15 protein-coding genes are annotated in these 16,980 nt (G+C 45.2%); 8 read left to right on the top strand and 7 right to left on the bottom strand.

Annotation, left to right across the window (positions count from 1 at the left end; all coding sequences use genetic code 11):
• Positions 1-31: 31 nt before the first annotated feature.
• Together DVG78_RS09695 and DVG78_RS09690 are read right to left on the bottom strand one after the other, a co-directional pair.
• Positions 32-691, bottom strand: coding sequence for a hypothetical protein (locus DVG78_RS09695; RefSeq protein WP_114460892.1), 660 nt, complete (start codon positions 689-691; stop codon positions 32-34).
• Positions 688-1,167, bottom strand: coding sequence for a hypothetical protein (locus DVG78_RS09690; RefSeq protein ID WP_114460891.1), 480 nt, complete (start codon positions 1,165-1,167; stop codon positions 688-690). The genes DVG78_RS09695 and DVG78_RS09690 overlap by 4 nt, the downstream gene beginning before the upstream one ends.
• 84 nt (positions 1,168-1,251) lie before the next feature.
• On the opposite strand from DVG78_RS09690, the gene DVG78_RS09685 reads away from it, so the two are divergent.
• The 4 genes from DVG78_RS09685 (at position 1,252) to DVG78_RS09670 (ending at position 7,607) form a co-directional block, all read left to right on the top strand.
• Positions 1,252-1,605, top strand: a complete 354-nt coding sequence (locus DVG78_RS09685) for a hypothetical protein (protein ID WP_114460890.1) — start codon at positions 1,252-1,254, stop codon at positions 1,603-1,605.
• The gene (locus DVG78_RS09680; RefSeq protein WP_114460889.1) at positions 1,592-5,569 is read left to right on the top strand and encodes an AAA domain-containing protein; all 3,978 of its coding nucleotides are present in this window, start codon (positions 1,592-1,594) and stop codon (positions 5,567-5,569) included. Before DVG78_RS09685 ends, DVG78_RS09680 begins: the two co-directional genes overlap by 14 nt.
• A 105-nt stretch (positions 5,570-5,674) precedes the next feature.
• Positions 5,675-6,955: an LVIVD repeat-containing protein gene (locus tag DVG78_RS09675; RefSeq protein WP_114461019.1), complete on the top strand. Its 1,281-nt coding sequence runs from the start codon at positions 5,675-5,677 to the stop codon at positions 6,953-6,955.
• 25 nt (positions 6,956-6,980) lie between these two features.
• The gene (locus DVG78_RS09670; protein ID WP_114460888.1) at positions 6,981-7,607 is read left to right on the top strand and encodes a hypothetical protein; all 627 of its coding nucleotides are present in this window, start codon (positions 6,981-6,983) and stop codon (positions 7,605-7,607) included.
• A 75-nt stretch (positions 7,608-7,682) separates the two neighbouring features.
• Here the strand turns inward: DVG78_RS09670 and rnc are convergent, their stop codons facing one another.
• The 4 genes from rnc to nadD all read right to left on the bottom strand — a co-directional run bounded on the left by rnc (position 7,683) and on the right by nadD (position 10,590).
• A complete protein-coding gene (rnc, locus tag DVG78_RS09665) occupies positions 7,683-8,381 on the bottom strand; it encodes a ribonuclease III (RefSeq protein ID WP_114070409.1) in 699 nt (232 codons plus the stop codon).
• 63 nt (positions 8,382-8,444) lie between these two features.
• Positions 8,445-9,692, bottom strand: coding sequence for a beta-ketoacyl-ACP synthase II (gene fabF, locus DVG78_RS09660; protein WP_114460887.1), 1,248 nt, complete (start codon positions 9,690-9,692; stop codon positions 8,445-8,447).
• Between the two features lie 31 nt (positions 9,693-9,723).
• Positions 9,724-9,960, bottom strand: a complete 237-nt coding sequence (locus tag DVG78_RS09655; RefSeq protein ID WP_013926487.1) for an acyl carrier protein — start codon at positions 9,958-9,960, stop codon at positions 9,724-9,726.
• A 57-nt stretch (positions 9,961-10,017) separates the two neighbouring features.
• Complete coding sequence (nadD, locus tag DVG78_RS09650) at positions 10,018-10,590, bottom strand: nicotinate (nicotinamide) nucleotide adenylyltransferase (RefSeq protein ID WP_114068966.1); 573 nt, start codon at positions 10,588-10,590, stop codon at positions 10,018-10,020.
• 134 nt (positions 10,591-10,724) lie between these two features.
• Here nadD and DVG78_RS09645 point away from each other — a divergent pair, with 134 nt between their 5' ends.
• The 4 genes from DVG78_RS09645 to DVG78_RS09630 all read left to right on the top strand — a co-directional run bounded on the left by DVG78_RS09645 (position 10,725) and on the right by DVG78_RS09630 (position 15,101).
• Complete coding sequence (locus tag DVG78_RS09645) at positions 10,725-11,912, top strand: M20 metallopeptidase family protein (protein ID WP_114460886.1); 1,188 nt, start codon at positions 10,725-10,727, stop codon at positions 11,910-11,912.
• 7 nt (positions 11,913-11,919) lie between these two features.
• Positions 11,920-12,381 carry a hypothetical protein gene (locus DVG78_RS09640; RefSeq protein WP_114460885.1) on the top strand — a complete coding sequence of 154 codons (462 nt, stop codon included), beginning with the start codon at positions 11,920-11,922 and terminating at the stop codon, positions 12,379-12,381.
• A gap of 64 nt (positions 12,382-12,445) precedes the next feature.
• Positions 12,446-14,227: a M61 family metallopeptidase gene (locus DVG78_RS09635; RefSeq protein WP_114460884.1), complete on the top strand. Its 1,782-nt coding sequence runs from the start codon at positions 12,446-12,448 to the stop codon at positions 14,225-14,227.
• A 100-nt stretch (positions 14,228-14,327) separates the two neighbouring features.
• Entirely contained in the window at positions 14,328-15,101 is a 774-nt protein-coding gene (locus DVG78_RS09630) for a glucose 1-dehydrogenase (protein WP_114068970.1), read from the top strand.
• A gap of 128 nt (positions 15,102-15,229) precedes the next feature.
• On the opposite strand, the gene DVG78_RS09625 is transcribed toward DVG78_RS09630, so the two are convergent.
• Complete coding sequence (locus DVG78_RS09625) at positions 15,230-16,882, bottom strand: S41 family peptidase (RefSeq protein WP_114460883.1); 1,653 nt, start codon at positions 16,880-16,882, stop codon at positions 15,230-15,232.
• Positions 16,883-16,980 lie beyond the last annotated feature (98 nt).

Raw genomic sequence — 16,980 nt, 5'->3', positions numbered from 1 at the left:
AGTTCGAGCTTTGGTTCGGGAAATAAAAATATCAATGGGAGAGTTTACGTTTCGGAGAACGTTTGATCAGATAAAAAAATTGAATAGTTGCTCCTACATTAAAAGAAAGCATTTCAGGCAAATAAGAAATTCCCAGACCGGTTAGGTAAGGAAATTGCGGATTGCCTATATCGGCAATGATGGCGGCTCCCCGAAATACAAATCGCGTTTCGACGCGCCTGAATAGTAAAGCTGAGGTTCCGGCAAATCCTTCTAAGGCAAGTCCTATGCCTTGATTATAGGGGGTGCGGGTTTTGTAATCAGGAAAATAATTGCCCTGAATTTCTAATTCACCCTTTACTGTGCCATACGAGAATACTCCACTGTAGCCAAAAAATCTTCTGTTATTTTTATTGTGCTGTTCCCAAGTCGTTTTAACAGAATAACCCCTAAAGGATTGTAAAAAATGATTTTGGGCCTTTCGTGACATGTCTGCGTAGCCTAAACTTACACTAAAATAATGGTTGGGTTTAGAGGTAAAAAACTGTACATAACATTCTGCAATGATTGGATTTTGAAAATCAGCAGCAGATACATAGTGCGTAACATTCTTGACCACATCAACGCCAATAGCTCTTATTTTCAACGTACTGTCTTGCGCTTTAACTGAACAAGAAAGTAATATAAAAATCCAGCAGTATATTTTTTTCATAGTTCATCTATTTTGACAACAATACCACTTTCTTCTCCCTGAGAATTTAATTTTGCACCCTGCGAAGGAATATAATAACTGCGATATTCTACCTCAATTCGTTTGAAAGTGGTAGTATACGTTTTGCCAGAAGCAGGTGCTTCTAGATCCAATATATAACCACAGGTATTACTGGCACTGTAAATGTGCTTTTTGTAGTAAACGGTTAATGTATCGATACGATTAGGCCGAGTAAAAATGTAAGTGGTTGAATCTGAGTTGAGATTGAGAGGAAAAAAAGGGCCAAGCGCATTTGGACGCTGGATTGGTTGAATGCCCTCTTTAGGCACATCCTGTAGCGATCCTAATATAGCCACCTTGGAAATAGTAGCCTCTGTTCGGAATTGGATAGCTAAAACAGGCTCGGCCTCAATTCCGCATTGCTCTCCGCAGCTATACAATAAACAGCATAAGGCAAAAACAAGAAAAAGTTTCATAGTGTGATGGATTTTTGCAAAATTACGAATTGACCTCACAAAGTGCTATTTTAGGTTTTCAATTCTTGATAACCAACTACTTCCATGTTTGAGCATCATACCCAAAAAGTTTTACCTCGCCCCAAGTTTCAGCGTCGTGTATTGAAGTACTCCTTAGTGGCACTGGGGATGATTGGGGTTTCTTGGATAATCGGGGCCGTTGGCTATCATTATTTGACTGACCCGCACCTGTGTTGGGTCGATTCTTTCTACAATGCTGCCATGATTTTGGGGGGCATGGGGCCAGTAGATCCGCTCAAGTCAAACACCGCCAAAATTTTCGCTTCGTTTTATGCGTTATTTAGTGGCATTACTTTTTTATCAGCTACTTCAGTCTTATTTGCTCCTTTCATCCACCGCTTTTTACACATTTTACACGTAGATAATGCTGACCGCTGACGTTCTTAAAGTATACCTTCGTCGACTTACCAATCTCAGTACGCGCAACCGTTCGCTGTTATTAAATACGCTCCCTGCCGAGCAGTTTCTGGATTGGCAGGAACTGGATTTTGTGGATGGGCGCGCGGCATTTGAGGTACTCAAAGACGTCATTTCTCAGAAAAAGACGATAAAACTCTGCCAACGGTTGGACAGCCGTTCCGAAAAAGTCAATGAAATCAGCAAGCGACTGACCAAACTGGCCCGCACCGAACGATTTATCGAAGAAGAGCGCGGCTCGGAGGATTTGTACGTGGCGTATCCCTTTGTGCGGGGCAAACTCATGGATGGTACGGTGATTCACGCACCGTTGGCATTTTTTCCAGTTACGTTGCAACAACAACTTTCTGAAAGCGCAGAAGGTGCTGCCTGGAGACTCCATCGCTGGGGAGAGCCAGCCGCGCTCAATCGTAGTTTTTTGTTGGCCTACGGGCACTTCAATCAAGTTAAAATCTCGGAAGAATTACTCGAAAAAAGCCTTGACGGACTGAGCAAAGACCCGTTGGCGTTTCGGACCGAATTGTACGAATTGCTTAAAAACAGCGCGTTGGAAATCAACTTTAACCAAGACCTTTTTCAGGATACTCTTCAATACTTTGACGGACAATCCAAACCCGACCTTGAGTTGCTCGAACGAAATGGCGAACTCAAACTCTATCCAGAAGCTGTTTTGGGTATTTTTCCCCAAACGGGCAGTTATTTAGGCCCTGACTATGAGGCGTTGATTAGCGAGGAGGGAGATGACTTGGCAGAAAGCGAGCCTTTTTTCTTTCCCATCAGCACTTCCACTCCTAATTCCATCAGAGAGGAGCATACGTTTACGGCTTTCCCGCAGGATGGTACGCAAGAAGCGGCGCTTCAGCGGATTAAGCAAGGCGAGTCATTGGTGGTGCAGGGGCCGCCCGGCACTGGAAAATCGCAATTGATTTCTAACCTGATGGCCGATTTTGCCGCGCGCGGTAAGAGGGTGTTGTTGGTATGCCAAAAACGAGTCGCGCTTGATGTGGTGCATCAGCGGTTGGCGCAGGTGGGCATGTCGCCTTTTCTGGCGTTGGTGCATGATTTCAAAAATGACCGTGCGGCGTTGTATGGGCAATTAACTGCCCAAATTGAGAATGTTGAAGCGTACCAACAGCAAAATTACAGCTTGGACTCGATTGTGCTCGAACGGCAGTTTTTACAAATAAGTCGGAACATTGAACAGGTGGGCAAGGAGTTGGGCGAGTTCAAAAAAGCCCTTTTCAATTCCTTGGATTGCGGACTTTCACCCAAAGAATTGTACCTAACGAGCGACCCAACGGCGCCGCAGATTGCGATGTCCCAATTTAAATCGTTTCAGTTTGATGATAAATTGGAGGTGTTTTTGCAAAAGTTGCGTCGATATGCGTCGTATCGGGAGGCCTTAAATGAGACTCACGCTTGGCATAACCGCGTAGATTTTTCTCAAATATCATTTCAGGAAATCCCCAAAATTGATGCGACCATTGATGAGGTAATCCATTGGAACGAAAATCTGCAAACTCAAACCCAAGGGTGTTTGGGAAAAGCAATACCCATCGACAAAGCCCTGCACCTTGCGAACCAGAAAAACGCACTTCTGCAATGCGCTCAGTGGTTGGAAGAAGAAAATGTTTGGCCGCTATTGAAAAAATGGGAATCTGGCTTTTTTACGAAAGAAACAAAAAAATGGATTAAAAATACGACGGAAGAAATTTTTAGGTTGTCTTCTGAAAAACAACTCGGCACGGAAATAGCGTCTAGTGGATTAACTTCCTTTGCGGTTCGTTTACAAAATATCATTACGGCCCGGGGCTCATTGTTAAAATGGGTTTTTTACGGCGATAAACCCTATTTTCGGTCACTTTCCGCGTCTTACGGCCTGAGTTTGGATTTGGGAGATTTGTACAAACTCAATGATTATTTGACTAACCGAGTCCGTTGGGAACAACTTCTAAAGGAGGTAGGACAGAAGCTGGACGTGTCAATTTTAACCGAACAGTTTGAGCGGTCGGAAGCCAATTATAAGGCATTTATGGTTTCCTATGGCACTGCACAAGAGGTGTTCCAACAGCTTGGGAAAAACTTCGAATTTTTAAGAAAATCAGTAAACGAAGCAAGGTCGTTTCAGGAGGTAAAGAAGAAAATCGAGTCGTTGGCTGCGCTTTGTGAGCAAACCGTTGAGAAGTACCAAGCGTGGCAAAAATATTTGACCAAAGACCAGATAAAACTTTTGCTCGAAAGTCCCACTTTCCAAAACGAACTCAAACAAACCCTTCACCGTGATTTTGATTTATTGACGGAAGCCGACATTCTGAAAAGTAATTTTTCGCCCATTGAAGCCGAAGTTTGTCTAACTCTGGAAACGCAGCTGGCAGCGCAAAACGAAGATTTCATAAAGCTGTTCCAAAATTCACTGCGCTTGGCTTGGTTGGTGCATCTGGAAGAACTTTATCCAGTTTTGCGCGCGGTTTCTTCCTTAAAAATGGGTCAATTAGAGCAAGAGTTGCAGGAGAGTATTCTTCAAAAGCAATCGTTGAGTCGGGAGATTTTGTTGATGCAACTGCGTGAACAAACGGGCAAAAACGTGGAGTTTAATCGGTTACAAAACCGCGTTACCTACCGTGAACTGCATCATCAGGTGACAAAAAAACGAAAGATTTGGCCCGTACGCAAACTCATGGAACAGCACGCCGAAGAGGTATTTCGATTGGTTCCTTGTTGGCTGGCTTCTCCCGAGACGGTGTCGGCGGTGTTTCCGCTGACCAAAGGCCTGTTTGATTTAGTGATTTTTGACGAGGCTTCGCAATGCTATGCCGAATACGGCATTCCGTCCATTTACCGCGCCAAACAAACGGTGGTCGTAGGAGATAGTAAACAGCTGACTCCTTATGACTTATACCGCGTCAGATACGAAGGGGAGAATGAGGAAGAACGGGCGGCATTGGAAGTGGAATCACTGCTCGATTTGTCGAAACAATTCCTGTCCGAAACCATGTTACAAGGGCATTACCGGAGTCGTTCTTTGGATTTGATTGATTTTTCAAACCAGCACTTTTACAAAAATAAACTGCAATTATTGCCTCATTTTGAGGATATTAACCAATCAGAGCTGGCTATTCAGTTTATTAAGGTTGGAGGAGTTTGGGAAAACAATCGGAACCTTGTGGAAGCCGAAAAAGTGGTAGAATTGTTGAATGATTTACAGCGCACGCACCCAAATCATTCCATCGGGGTTGTTACGTTCAACCTTCCGCAACAACAATTGATTGAGAATCTTATTCTCAAGCCCCAAGATAAGACCCACTTTTTAGGGCTCGCTGCTCATTCTCTTTTTGTCAAAAATATCGAAAATGTACAGGGAGATGAGCGGGATATTATCATCTTCTCGGTAGGATATGCGCCCGATGCTCGTGGTAAATTACGGGCACAATTTGGCAGTTTAAACGCCCTTGGCGGTGAAAACCGCCTCAATGTGGCCATTACCCGCGCCCGCGAAAAAGTCTTTGTCGTCACCAGTATTTTGCCCGACGAATTAAAAGTGGAAGACAGCCTGCACGAAGGACCAAGGTTGCTCAAAGCCTATCTACAATACGCTTTGGATGTATCGGAGGGGCGGTACTCGCCCCAGTCTTTTGTGTCAGATAAGTACCGTTCAGAATGGTTGTTGAAAGACCAGTTGATGAAAAGCAAAAAATGGCAAACAGAAGCAGAATCTGCGCCTTCGACGCTGCATTTAACACTCCCTTTTGCCGACCTGACTGTCAAAAAGGATGGTCGATATGAAGGCCTCATTCTGACGGACGATGAGCTGTATCAACAAGCGGTTTCGGCCAAAGAATCCCATGCGTACTTGCCTTTACAGCTGCGTGCCAAAGGCTGGAGTTTTGAGCGGAGATGGAGCCGGGAGTGGTGGAGAAAACGGTAGGTATAGGGATAGATTTAAAACTTTCGATGTCTTCACATTCCGTTCCAACGTTTTATTCGGCCCTTGCGTCTTAGAGGAAATAAACTCAAACCTCTGACGCTTGCCATGAAGAAAACACTTTTACTCTCTCTTTTTTCGGTTGTTTTTCTCCAATGGTCGTGTACTGACCAATGCACCGAAACCCGCAGATACAAACGTTTTACGGCCGTAACGGTCTCCTTGGCGGAGATGCGCCAAAGCGTACGTACCGAAACGGCCCGTGATTTAATCAGTCCCGGTAAGATTTATACCAAGGGAAATTACCTGCTGATTAACGAGCTCAAGGAAGGATTGCACGTAGTGGATAATTCAAATCCTTCGGCACCCAAAATGGTTTCTTTCATTAAGATTCCTGGCAATGGCGACATGGCCATTCGCGGCAACATTTTGTACGCCGATAGCTATGCAGACTTGGTCGCCTTTGATATTTCTAATCCGTTGGATGTCAGAGAAGTAGGTCGTGAGAAAGAAGTGTTTTTAAATGGGCAGTTTGACGGGGCATGGTGGTCTTTGAATAAAAGTACGGGTGCCATCAATGACCAACGGGTTGACATTGTGACCGAAAGTGTGAAAGTAAATTGTGAAGATGGAAATAACGGTTTCTGGCGTGGTGGGGTGGTTTTTGACATGGCATTCCAAAATTCTGCTTCAAGCGGCAGTAGTGCCAATCCTGCTGCTCAAGGGCAGGCTGGCTCAATGGCGCGGTTTGCATTGTATGATAAGTATTTATACACCGTCGGGCAAAATGACATGCAGTTGTTTGACATCAGTGTGCCCCAAAAACCAGCTTTCAGCTCCAAAATTAATTTGGGTTGGGGCATTGAAACCATTTTTCCGTACCGCGATAAATTGTTTATCGGCTCCACCACGGGAATGTTTATTTATGACAATAAAAATCCCGAAAAACCCGAACAACTTTCTGTATTTCAACACGCTATGTCGTGCGACCCCGTGGCTGTAACCGACAATCGGGCGTACGTTACGCTACGTTCTGGCACCCAATGTAACCGTGGCCTGAACCAACTGGATGTGGTTGATATTACGGATTTACGCGCTCCGCGTTTGCTCAAATCATACCCGATGCAAAATCCACACGGGTTGGGCGTTGATTATCCCAATGTGTACGTTTGCGAAGGGATTCACGGTCTTAAAACATTAAACGTAGCCAATGATTTTGACGTAAAACAACTCCAGCACCTGACTGGCATGGATGCCTACGACGTGATTCCACTCTCCAACAAAACGCTGTTGATGATTGGCAAAGATGGCCTGTATCAGTTTGATATTTCCAATCCGTCGAACCTGCGCCAATTGAGTAAGATTCCCGTAAAGCGCGTAGCGATTTAATAGCCTCATCCTAACCCGTTTTGTCATGCTGAAAGCATCTAACTGTTATCGTAACAATAGGGTAGGTGGGCTTTTGCTCCTCCTATGGGTAAGCGCTTCTTTATGCCGCTTACAGGCTCAAAATTCCCCGTTTAAGCCCCACTACGTCAATATGACGGAAGTGGGAGGGTTGTTCGGTCGGGTGGTGTACGATGTCCGGTGGAGTGTTCCGTTGGCGCAGGAAGTGCAGAACCGATTGAGCCTGACCATTCAAACCTTCAATGGTGTACAGCTCAAACCTCGTTTGGCGGTTGGGGCCACGGTTGGGGTGGATTGGTACAAAACGGCTTTACTCACGCCCATTGCCGCTGGAGTACGCTACGATTTGGTCAGCACGCCCAAAAACGTCCATCTTTTTGGCACGTTGGATGCGGGCTATGGCTTCAACTGGCTTCAGGTAGATGGCACAGGCTATGACACCAAAGGCGGCATGATGCTCAATCCAGGTTTAGGACTCAAATTCGGCTTTAAGTCTGGCAGTGCCATGCTGTTGTCGCTTACCTACAAAAGGCAAGAAGCCAAAGTAACCAAACCATTGGGCTGGCAAGAAGTAGAGAAATGGGAAGACCGGGTCTATAACCGAATGGCGTTACGGCTGGGATTTATGTTTTGAGCGATTGAAAAAAGGTAAAAGTGTATATAAACTGCGGAGAAACTCACTTTGCACCTTACACTTTTGCCTTTACACTTACTTCAATTCCAACTGCTCACACGCTTTCTCTGCGGCTGATTGCTCGGCTTTTTTCTTGGAATAGCCGCTACCTTGGGCAAAAACTTCACCGTTCAGTATTACTTGCGAGATAAATTCGCGGAAGTGACGGCTCCCTTTTTCTTCTACGATCATAAAACGAACTTCTTTGCCTTCGCGCTGCGCCCATTCGATGAGGCGGCTTTTGAAGTTGGCGTTGTTGTTGATAAGCGCGTCGAGGTCGTAATGCGTTAGAAGCTCTTTGGTAATAAACTTGCGGGTAAAACGGAAGCCTTTGTCCAAATATACCGCACCGACGAGTGCTTCGAGGGCATCGCCGTACATGGAAGAGTTGGGGGGCATACCTTTGCGATTGCCGTCAAATTCAATCAAACGGTCTAGGCCAATTTTGCGGGCAATTCCGTTGAGGGTTTCACGGTTTACAATGCGCGAGCGAATTTCGGTTAAAAAACCTTCGTCTTTGTAAGGAAATTTTTTGAAGAGGTATTCGGCAATAACCATGCCCAATACCGAGTCGCCCAGAAATTCCAAACGTTCGTTGGATTCTCTAAAACCCTTGATATTTGTCTCCTTAGATGCTGAAGTATGGCGAAAAGCAAGCTGATAAACCTCCATATTCGAAGGTTTTTCGCCGATGATAAGTTCTACGGCCTTTCTAAATTTCTTTTCGGGGGACATGTTCCCCGGCTTAAAGAAATCAATGATGGGATTTAATACCGTAGCCAAAAGCAGCTAAAAGGTTTACATTTTACGGAAAATAACACAGGTGTTGTGCCCACCAAAGCCAAAAGTATTACTTAAGGCAATATTGACGGTGCGCGACTGGGGCTTGTTGAACGTCAAATTTAACCGAGGACTAAACTCTGGGTCGTCGGTAAAGTGATTAATCGTTGGCGGAATCAGTTGATGTTGAATCGCCAGAATAGAGGCTACCGCTTCTACCGCTCCTGCACCGCCCAAAAGGTGTCCAATCATGGACTTTGTCGAACTGATGTTTAGTTTGTAAGCATGCTCACCAAACAGTCGTTCAATCGCTTTTATTTCCTGTGGATCCCCAATCGGAGTGGAGGTTCCGTGGGTATTGATGTAATCAATGTCTTCGGGCGAGATTTCGGCATCTTCGAGTGCATTTTTCATGCACATGTAAGCACCGATTCCATCCGGATGAGGGGCCGTGATGTGATAAGCGTCGGAAGACATTCCTCCGCCGATTACCTCGGCGTAGATTCTGGCCCCGCGTGCCAGTGCGTGTTCGTATTCTTCCAATATCAAGCCCGCACCACCTTCTCCAAGTACAAATCCATCCCGGTCTTTGTCGTAAGGACGCGAAGCCGTTAAGTAATCGTCATTGCGTTCAGAGAGTGCTTTCAGCGAGTTAAATCCTCCAACACCCGCTTGTGTAACGGCCGCTTCTGACCCACCCGTTAAGCAAAAATCAATTTTGCCCAATCGAATGTAATTGAATGCGTCAATCATTGCGTTGTTGGAAGAAGCACAGGCCGACACCGTTACGTAGGTAGGCCCACGGAAGCCCATACGCATCGAAAGAATTCCCGAGGCGCTGTCGGCAATCATTTTAGGGATAAAGAAGGGGTTGAAACGAGGAGTTCCGTCGCCGCTACCGAACGAAAGGACCTCTTCTTCAAACGTTTTTAAACCACCAATACCTGAACCCCAAATGATGCCCGCACGGTCGAGATTTACTTTCTCCAGGTCGAGTCCGCTATCTCTAACGGCCTCTTCCCCTACCACCACAGCAAATTGTGTAAAAAGATCCATTTTACGCGCTTCCTGACGCGGAATAAATTGAGCCATATCCAGACCTTTTACTTCGCACGCGAAGCGAGTCTTGAATTTGGTTGCATCAAATCGGGTAATCGGACCAGCTCCGCTGGTGCCGCTAAACAACCCTTCTTTGTATTCCGACAGTGTGTTTCCGATGGGCGTCAAAGCACCCATGCCCGTCACTACCACTCGTTTTAGAATCATAAAATGGATCTATAAATTACAACAAATATGCTTACTTGACGTTTTCTTCGAGGTATTTGATGGCTTGACCTACCGTACCGATGTGTTCAGCCTGGTCATCAGGAATTGAAACGTTGAATTCTTTTTCGAATTCCATGATCAATTCTACCGTATCGAGTGAATCAGCGCCGAGGTCATTAGTGAAGCTAGCTTCTTCGGTCACTTCTGACTCATCTACGCCTAGTTTATCAACGATAATTTTCTTTACTTTTTCTGCAATCTCTGACATTTTTGTGAGAAGTTTGGTTCAAAATCGCTGCAAAGTAATGTATTTCAAAGGAGATTGTCAAATATAAAATTTCTTCCTTTTTATCATCTCTTCTACAACGTCGGGTACCATGTAGCGAATTGAACGATTATTTCTTAGACAATCACGGATATAAGTGGCCGATATATCCAAAAGCGGCGCAGGGATGAATTTAACGGCGGGGTGGTCGGCAAATTCATGGGCGGCCACATTGGGACGCGGATACACGTATAATCCGTAATATTGTAGAATCGCTTCGTAATTTTTCCAGTTTTTAAATTGCCCCAAATTATCTTCTCCAATAATGAGTTTGAACGTGTGCTGCGGAAATTTTTCCTGCAATTTCGTCAGAGTATCAATGGTATAGCTAGGTTTGGGCATCGAAAACTCCACATCATTTACTTTCAGTTTACTGTTGTCGGCGATGGCTTTTTCAACCATGTCGTAGCGGTCAAATTCATGCAGTAGACTTTTGTTCTTTTTGAAAGGATTTTGGGGCGAAACAATAAACCATACCTGTTCAAGGTCAGTGGCGGTAGCCATGGTATTGGCAATGATGAGGTGGCCTATATGTATAGGGTTAAATGAGCCGAAGAATAGTCCTATTTTCATGATTTAACGTAAAAAGAAGGAATCAAAGAAATAATGCAGGTGATGGATATTTATTAGGTGAAAATCAGTAATCACTGCGTCATCCCCGTTCTATTTTATATTTTTGTTCCGTCAAAAATACTTAATAAACGACAATGTTAGAAAAAATCAAAGCCTTGTCCAAAAGCTACGCGGCAGATGCCGTGGCTAATCGGCGGCATTTACATACGCATCCTGAGTTGTCTTTTCAGGAGTTTAATACCGCTCAATTTGTAGCCAACCGATTGAAAGAAATTGGCTTAACTCCGCAGGAAGGCGTGGCTAACACGGGTGTTGTGGCGCTCATTGAAGGTCGAAATCCAGAGAGTAGAGTAGTGGCTTTGCGGGCTGATATGGATGCTTTACCCATTGTAGAAGCCAATGATGTGCCCTATAAATCTCAAAACCCCGGGGTAATGCACGCTTGTGGGCACGATGTGCATACCTCTTCATTGCTGGGTACGGCGCGTATTTTGCACGAGTTACGGGGTGATTTTGAAGGGTCAATTAAACTTATTTTTCAGCCAGGCGAAGAAAAAATCCCAGGCGGGGCGTCCTTGATGATTAAAGAAGGAGTTCTGCAAAATCCTTCGCCAGCGAGTATTTTGGGGCAACATGTTGCGCCTAATATTCCCGTCGGAAAAATCGGTTTTAGAGAAGGGATGTACATGGCAAGTACCGATGAGCTTTACTTGACCGTAAAGGGAAAAGGTGGCCACGGCGCCATGCCCGATATGCTGATTGACCCCATTTTGATTGCGTCGCACATTATTGTGGGTTTGCAGCAAATCATCAGCCGTAACCGTAAGCCAGCGGCTCCGTCGGTATTGTCGTTTGGAAAAGTCATTGCCAACGGTGCTACCAACGTGATTCCCAACGAAGTATACATCGAAGGAACGTTCCGCTGTATGGATGAAGAATGGCGCGAAGAAGGCTGGAAACGCATCACCAAAATGGCGCAAGGAATTGCCGAAGCCATGGGCGGAAGCTGCGACGTGGAAGTCAGAAAAGGTTATCCTTTTTTGAAAAATCATCCCGAATTAACGCGTCGCTCCAAAGCGGCAGCGATAGATTACATGGGGGCTGAAAATGTCATTGATTTGGACTTGTGGCTAGCAGGCGAAGATTTTGCGTTTTATTCACAGGTGACCGATGCCTGTTTTTATCGCCTCGGAACGCGCAACGAAGCTCGTGGAATTGTATCGGGAGTACATACCCCTACGTTTGACATCGACGAAACAGCCCTCGAAATCGGCCCCGGGTTGATGGCGTGGCTGGCCTTGGAAGAGTTGAAAATGAGTTAAGTACATCATGAAAAAACAAATTCTTACCCTGCTTTTCATAGGCCTTGGGAACCTGTACGCCCAAACGCAATCCACCAAGCCCCCTACGCCGTTTGCGGTTTCAACGCATCCGTTTACGTTTGGAGGACGGCAAATGATTGTTGGACAGGCCATTGGGGGTTTGGAAAAAGAATATCGACTGCTGGATGATGGGGGTATTTTTCGGCGAATGAATACTTCGAAAGAATTTGAAGTATTGGGGCAACAAAATCCGAAGAATATTGAAATAGCGTTTAAGTCATTGCAGGATGTAAAATTTGATACTATAAACTTTCAGCATCCCGGCCGAACTTCTTATTTTATCATTTATAAAAAAGGAAAGAAAGAGCATAAGGTGGTGTGGGGAGATTCCAAATATCCTGCGCCCCAAGGTGCGGTACGTGTGTACAAAGCATTTATGGGCATGATACCCAAAGAAATGCAACTCTGACCACCGACGATGAACTCAATGTACGAATATTTGTGACCTCTTTCTCTTAAAAAATATAACGGTAATGCCCTCTTTTCATCAACTCTTTACGCTTATTTTTATTTCTTTTTGGGGAATAACTTCTGGGTTCTCCCAAAAACTGGCTTTTACAGTCACAATGGAAGAGCCAGCTTCTCATCTTTTTCAAGTTGAACTGAACTGTGAAGGATTCAAAGGCGAAAAGATTGATTTCAGAATGCCCGTTTGGTCACCGGGGTATTATCAGAAAATGAATTATCCCAAGAATCTCCAAAATTTTAAAGTAACGGATGTGAAGGGAAACAAAGTCAATTGGCTCAAAAAAAATAATAGTACATGGGAGGTTGAAAACAACGGAAGGGAGTTGCGCATCAGCTATTCAATTTTAGCCGACCGTAAGTTTGTAGCCAACAGCTATCTGGACGAAGAAAGAGGGTATATCGTACCTACGAGTGTATTTCTCTATCCTGCCAATCAACTGAATTTATCTAGTACAGTTGCCATTCGGCCGTTCTCAAAGTGGAACAAAATAGCAACGGGATTGGATGAAGTAAAGGGTAAACCGAATACTTTTTATGCCCCTGATTACGACGTGCTTTATGATAGTCCTATCCTGATGGGCAATTTGGACGAGTTGCCAGTCTTTTACGTAAAAGGTATCCCTCATCGGTTTATCGGATACAAATTAGGAGAATTTGACCGAGTTCAATTTGTGAACGACCTGAAAAACATCATCGAAAAGGCCTCGGATATTATCGGAGAAATTCCCTATCAGCATTATACATTTTTGGGTATCGGCCCTGGGCAGGGAGGCATCGAGCACGCCAATTCTACGGCAATTAGCTTTGACGGAGCTGCCTTGAATACGCCAGACGGGCGCATTCGGGTGCTTAATTTTTTGGCACATGAGTATTTTCACCATTATAATGTTAAAAGAATTCGCCCTCTTGAATTGGGGCCTTTTGATTATGACAACGGAAACCGTACAAAATTGCTCTGGATTTCGGAAGGGCTTACGGTTTATTATGAATACCTTATTCTGAAAAGAGCGGGAATTACAAACGAACAACAATTGCTGCAATCGTTGAGAAATAACATGCGGGCTTTTGAAAATAAACCTGGTCGACTCTACCAATCGCTCGCGGAGGCGAGTTATGACACATGGTCTGACGGGCCGTTTGGGCGCACCGACGATGAGGTAAATAAGACTATTTCTTATTATGATAAAGGGCCTGTTGTAGGAATGCTACTAGATTTTAAAATAAGGCACGAGACCCAAAATAAGAAATCGTTGGATGATGTGATGAAAGTTTTATACCAACAGTTTTATCGTCAGAAAAAGCGAGGGTTTACCGATGAAGAATTCAAAGCGGTTTGCGAAAAAATCGTTACAAAACCCATTGATGATATTCTTGCGTACGTGTCAACCGTTCGGGAGATAGACTATCAGAAGTACCTTAACTACGCCGGGTTGGAAGTTGATACAACTGCACAAATATTGCCGGGAGCTTGGACAGGAATATCTACCCGAATGAGAAATGATTCGGTAGTGGTAACAAACGTAGAGTGGCAATCGCCCGCTTGGAATGCGGGAATTCGAAGACAGGCGATTTTGCTCAATGCAGATTCCAAGCCAGCTCAGCAATTCGATGAAATCGTGAGCCGAAAGAAACCCTCCGAGAGCATCAATGTTGTTTGTCTTCAAAACAATGAAAAGAAAACAACGATCATTCAATTGTCAACAAAAAGGGAGAAAAACTTCCCGATTCGTCGAGTACCTAACCCAACCGTTTTGCAGAATAAAATCTATGAAGCTTGGGGAAAATAGCGATTCAACACTTTTGTAAAGTGTTTGTTTTCAATAAATTATATCCGTAAAACCAAAAATAGTTCTCATTTACAAACACCCTGTTTAATTTAACTTACGTATGCGTTTACTCAATAAAGTTGCCCTTGTTACGGGCGGAAGCAGCGGCATCGGTCGCGAAACAGCACTTTTATTTGCCCAAGAAGGAGCCGCCGTGGTAGTGGCCGATGTGAATGATACCGCAGGACAAGAAACGGCTCAATTGATTTTGGACCAAGGTGGCAAAGCTGCCTATGTACGGTGCGATGTTTCAAAAGCTTCAGATTGCGAAAACATGGTCGCCTTTGCCGAGCAAACCTTTGGCAAATTGAACATTGTGTTCAACAACGCTGGTATCATGCACAGCGATGACGATAATGCCGTGACGACCGAAGAATCGGTGTGGGATTTGACGATGAACATCAACGTGAAAGGGGTCTTTTTTGGTTGTAAATACGCCATTCCTGCCCTCAAACGTGCCGGTGGCGGCAGCATCATCAACACGGCGTCTTTTGTGGCTTTGTTGGGAGCGGCTACTCCGCAGATTGCCTACACGGCGAGCAAAGGAGCGGTTTTGTCAATGAGCCGTGAGTTGGCGGTGATTCACGCCCGCGAAGGCATTCGCGTCAATGCGCTTTGCCCGGGCCCGCTTCGGACTGAGTTGTTGATGAAATTTTTGAATACCGAAGAAAAGAAACAACGCCGCTTGGTTCACGTTCCGATGGGTCGTTTTGGCGAAGCCAAAGAAATGGCTTATGCCGCGCTTTTCCTCGCCTCGGACGAATCATCTTACATCACAGGAACCGACTTTTTAGTGGATGGCGGTATTACGGCGGCCTACGTAACGCCTGAGTAGTTTTAGAATTTTGAAACCAAAAAAGGCAGCTATCGCTCAAAACGATAGCTGCCTTTTTTGGTGTAAGAGCAGACGCAACTAGGGACGTAACTAGAGACGTAACTAGAGGGCAGACGCAAGGCCTGCCCCTACTTCGTGCCTTTCAAAATTTTGTCGTAGCGGGGCATATCTTTGAATAAATCCAAAGCCGCTTTTACTTCGGGGTCGGTGCGGAACACAAACTCACGCTCCCCTTTTTGAAGGTACACGTGCGAAACAATTTCGCGCTCCAATACCTGCTTAATATCTTTTTTAAACATCGCTAAATCGGTGTCTTTGCTGTGCGTAAGTTTGGTTTTCAGGGCTTTGAATTGCTCCTGCACCGCGTCAAAATATTTTTCTTTCTTGGCCGAGGCTTCCAACTCGCTCAGGTCTTTTTCTACCTGCGTAGTATAATCGTATTCCTTATCCTTCAGCCAATTCACAAATCCCTGATAGTCAGCATCGCTTAGCTCAAACTCCTTGGCGGGCTTGACGGTGGGATGGTCGGCGCGGTACTTGAGCGCGTAGTCAAAGAATAACCCTTTGCTGTTGAGGCTGTTAACGATAGACGTGCGGCTGACCAACTCCGTCGGAACGTCGGGTTCTACGCCCCCGCCATCGTATACGGTGCGACCATTGCGGGTTTTAAAGGCTACTTTGAGAGAATCAGGAATTTTACCCACGCTGCCGTCGTCGTTGCGGTGGCTATAATCAATCGCCTGAATGCAACGGCCGCTCGGAATGTAGTACTTGGCAACGGTTACTTTTAGTTTGGTATTGTAAGACAAATCGCGGGTGGTTTGGACCAATCCTTTGCCGTACGTACGCTGTCCAATCAAGACACCACGGTCATAATCCTGAATAACCCCCGACACAATCTCGGAGGCAGAAGCACTGCGGCCATTGACCAGTACCACCAACGGAATCTCGGTATCGACGGGGGCCATCGGCGCGGTGTAGGTTTTGTTCCATTCTGTTACTTTACCACGGTTCGAAACTACTTCTGCATCTTTTGGGATAAATAAATTACAAATCAATACCGCTTGGTCAAGCAATCCACCGGGGTTTTCGCGCACGTCGAGCACCAGTTTTTTCATGCCTTTTCCTTTCAACTCTACCAAGGCAGTTTTGACTTCCCGGGCGGCGGTTTGGTTAAAATCTTTCAAGTCAATGTAGCCCACTTCGTCGTTCAACATGCCGTAGTAAGGTACATTGCCCGTTTTAACAAATTCGCGGGTTACGTTCATTTCGAGCAGTGAAGGACTTCCTACGCGGCGTACGGCCAATTTTACGGTTGAGTTGGCCTGCCCCTTCATCAATTTATCGGGGTTGGCATCTTTACGGGTGGTTAGATCTACCCCGTCAATTTTTACGATTTCATCCCCGATGTGAAGCCCCGCTTTTTCGGCAGGAGAACCTTCCAGAATGGAGTAAATGATGTTTTTACCTTTATTGTTCGTAATAATGGCCCCGATGCCCGTGTACTGGCCCGTGGTCATGGTACGATAATCTTCGATTTCGTCTTCGGCGTAAAAGTTGGTGTAAGGGTCCAAATTTTTGAGCATGGATTCGATGCTCATCTTGGTCAGGCGATTGGGGTTGATTTCGTCTACATAATAGCGATTCAGCTCCTTAAATAGTGTGGCGTAAATGTCGAGGTTACGGGCGATTTCAAAAAAACGTTCGTCGGGGCGAAAGGCAAAGAATCCTACGCCAATCATACAAACGGCGGCTAAGGTGAGTTTGCGGAGGTGTTTCATGGTTGGGATGAATCGTAAGAAAAGTTTATGGCAGGTTGTCTCTGAATCTTGTGTTGTAAAGTAACGAAAAACAACGATGAAGTTATGTATTTCTACCA

It is taken from the genome of Runella aurantiaca (assembly GCF_003339505.1).
GTDB classification, from domain to species: Bacteria; Bacteroidota; Bacteroidia; order Cytophagales; family Spirosomataceae; genus Runella; species Runella aurantiaca.
Note: the sequence above shows the minus strand (reverse complement) of the source record. Positions and strands in the feature narration are given on the sequence as shown.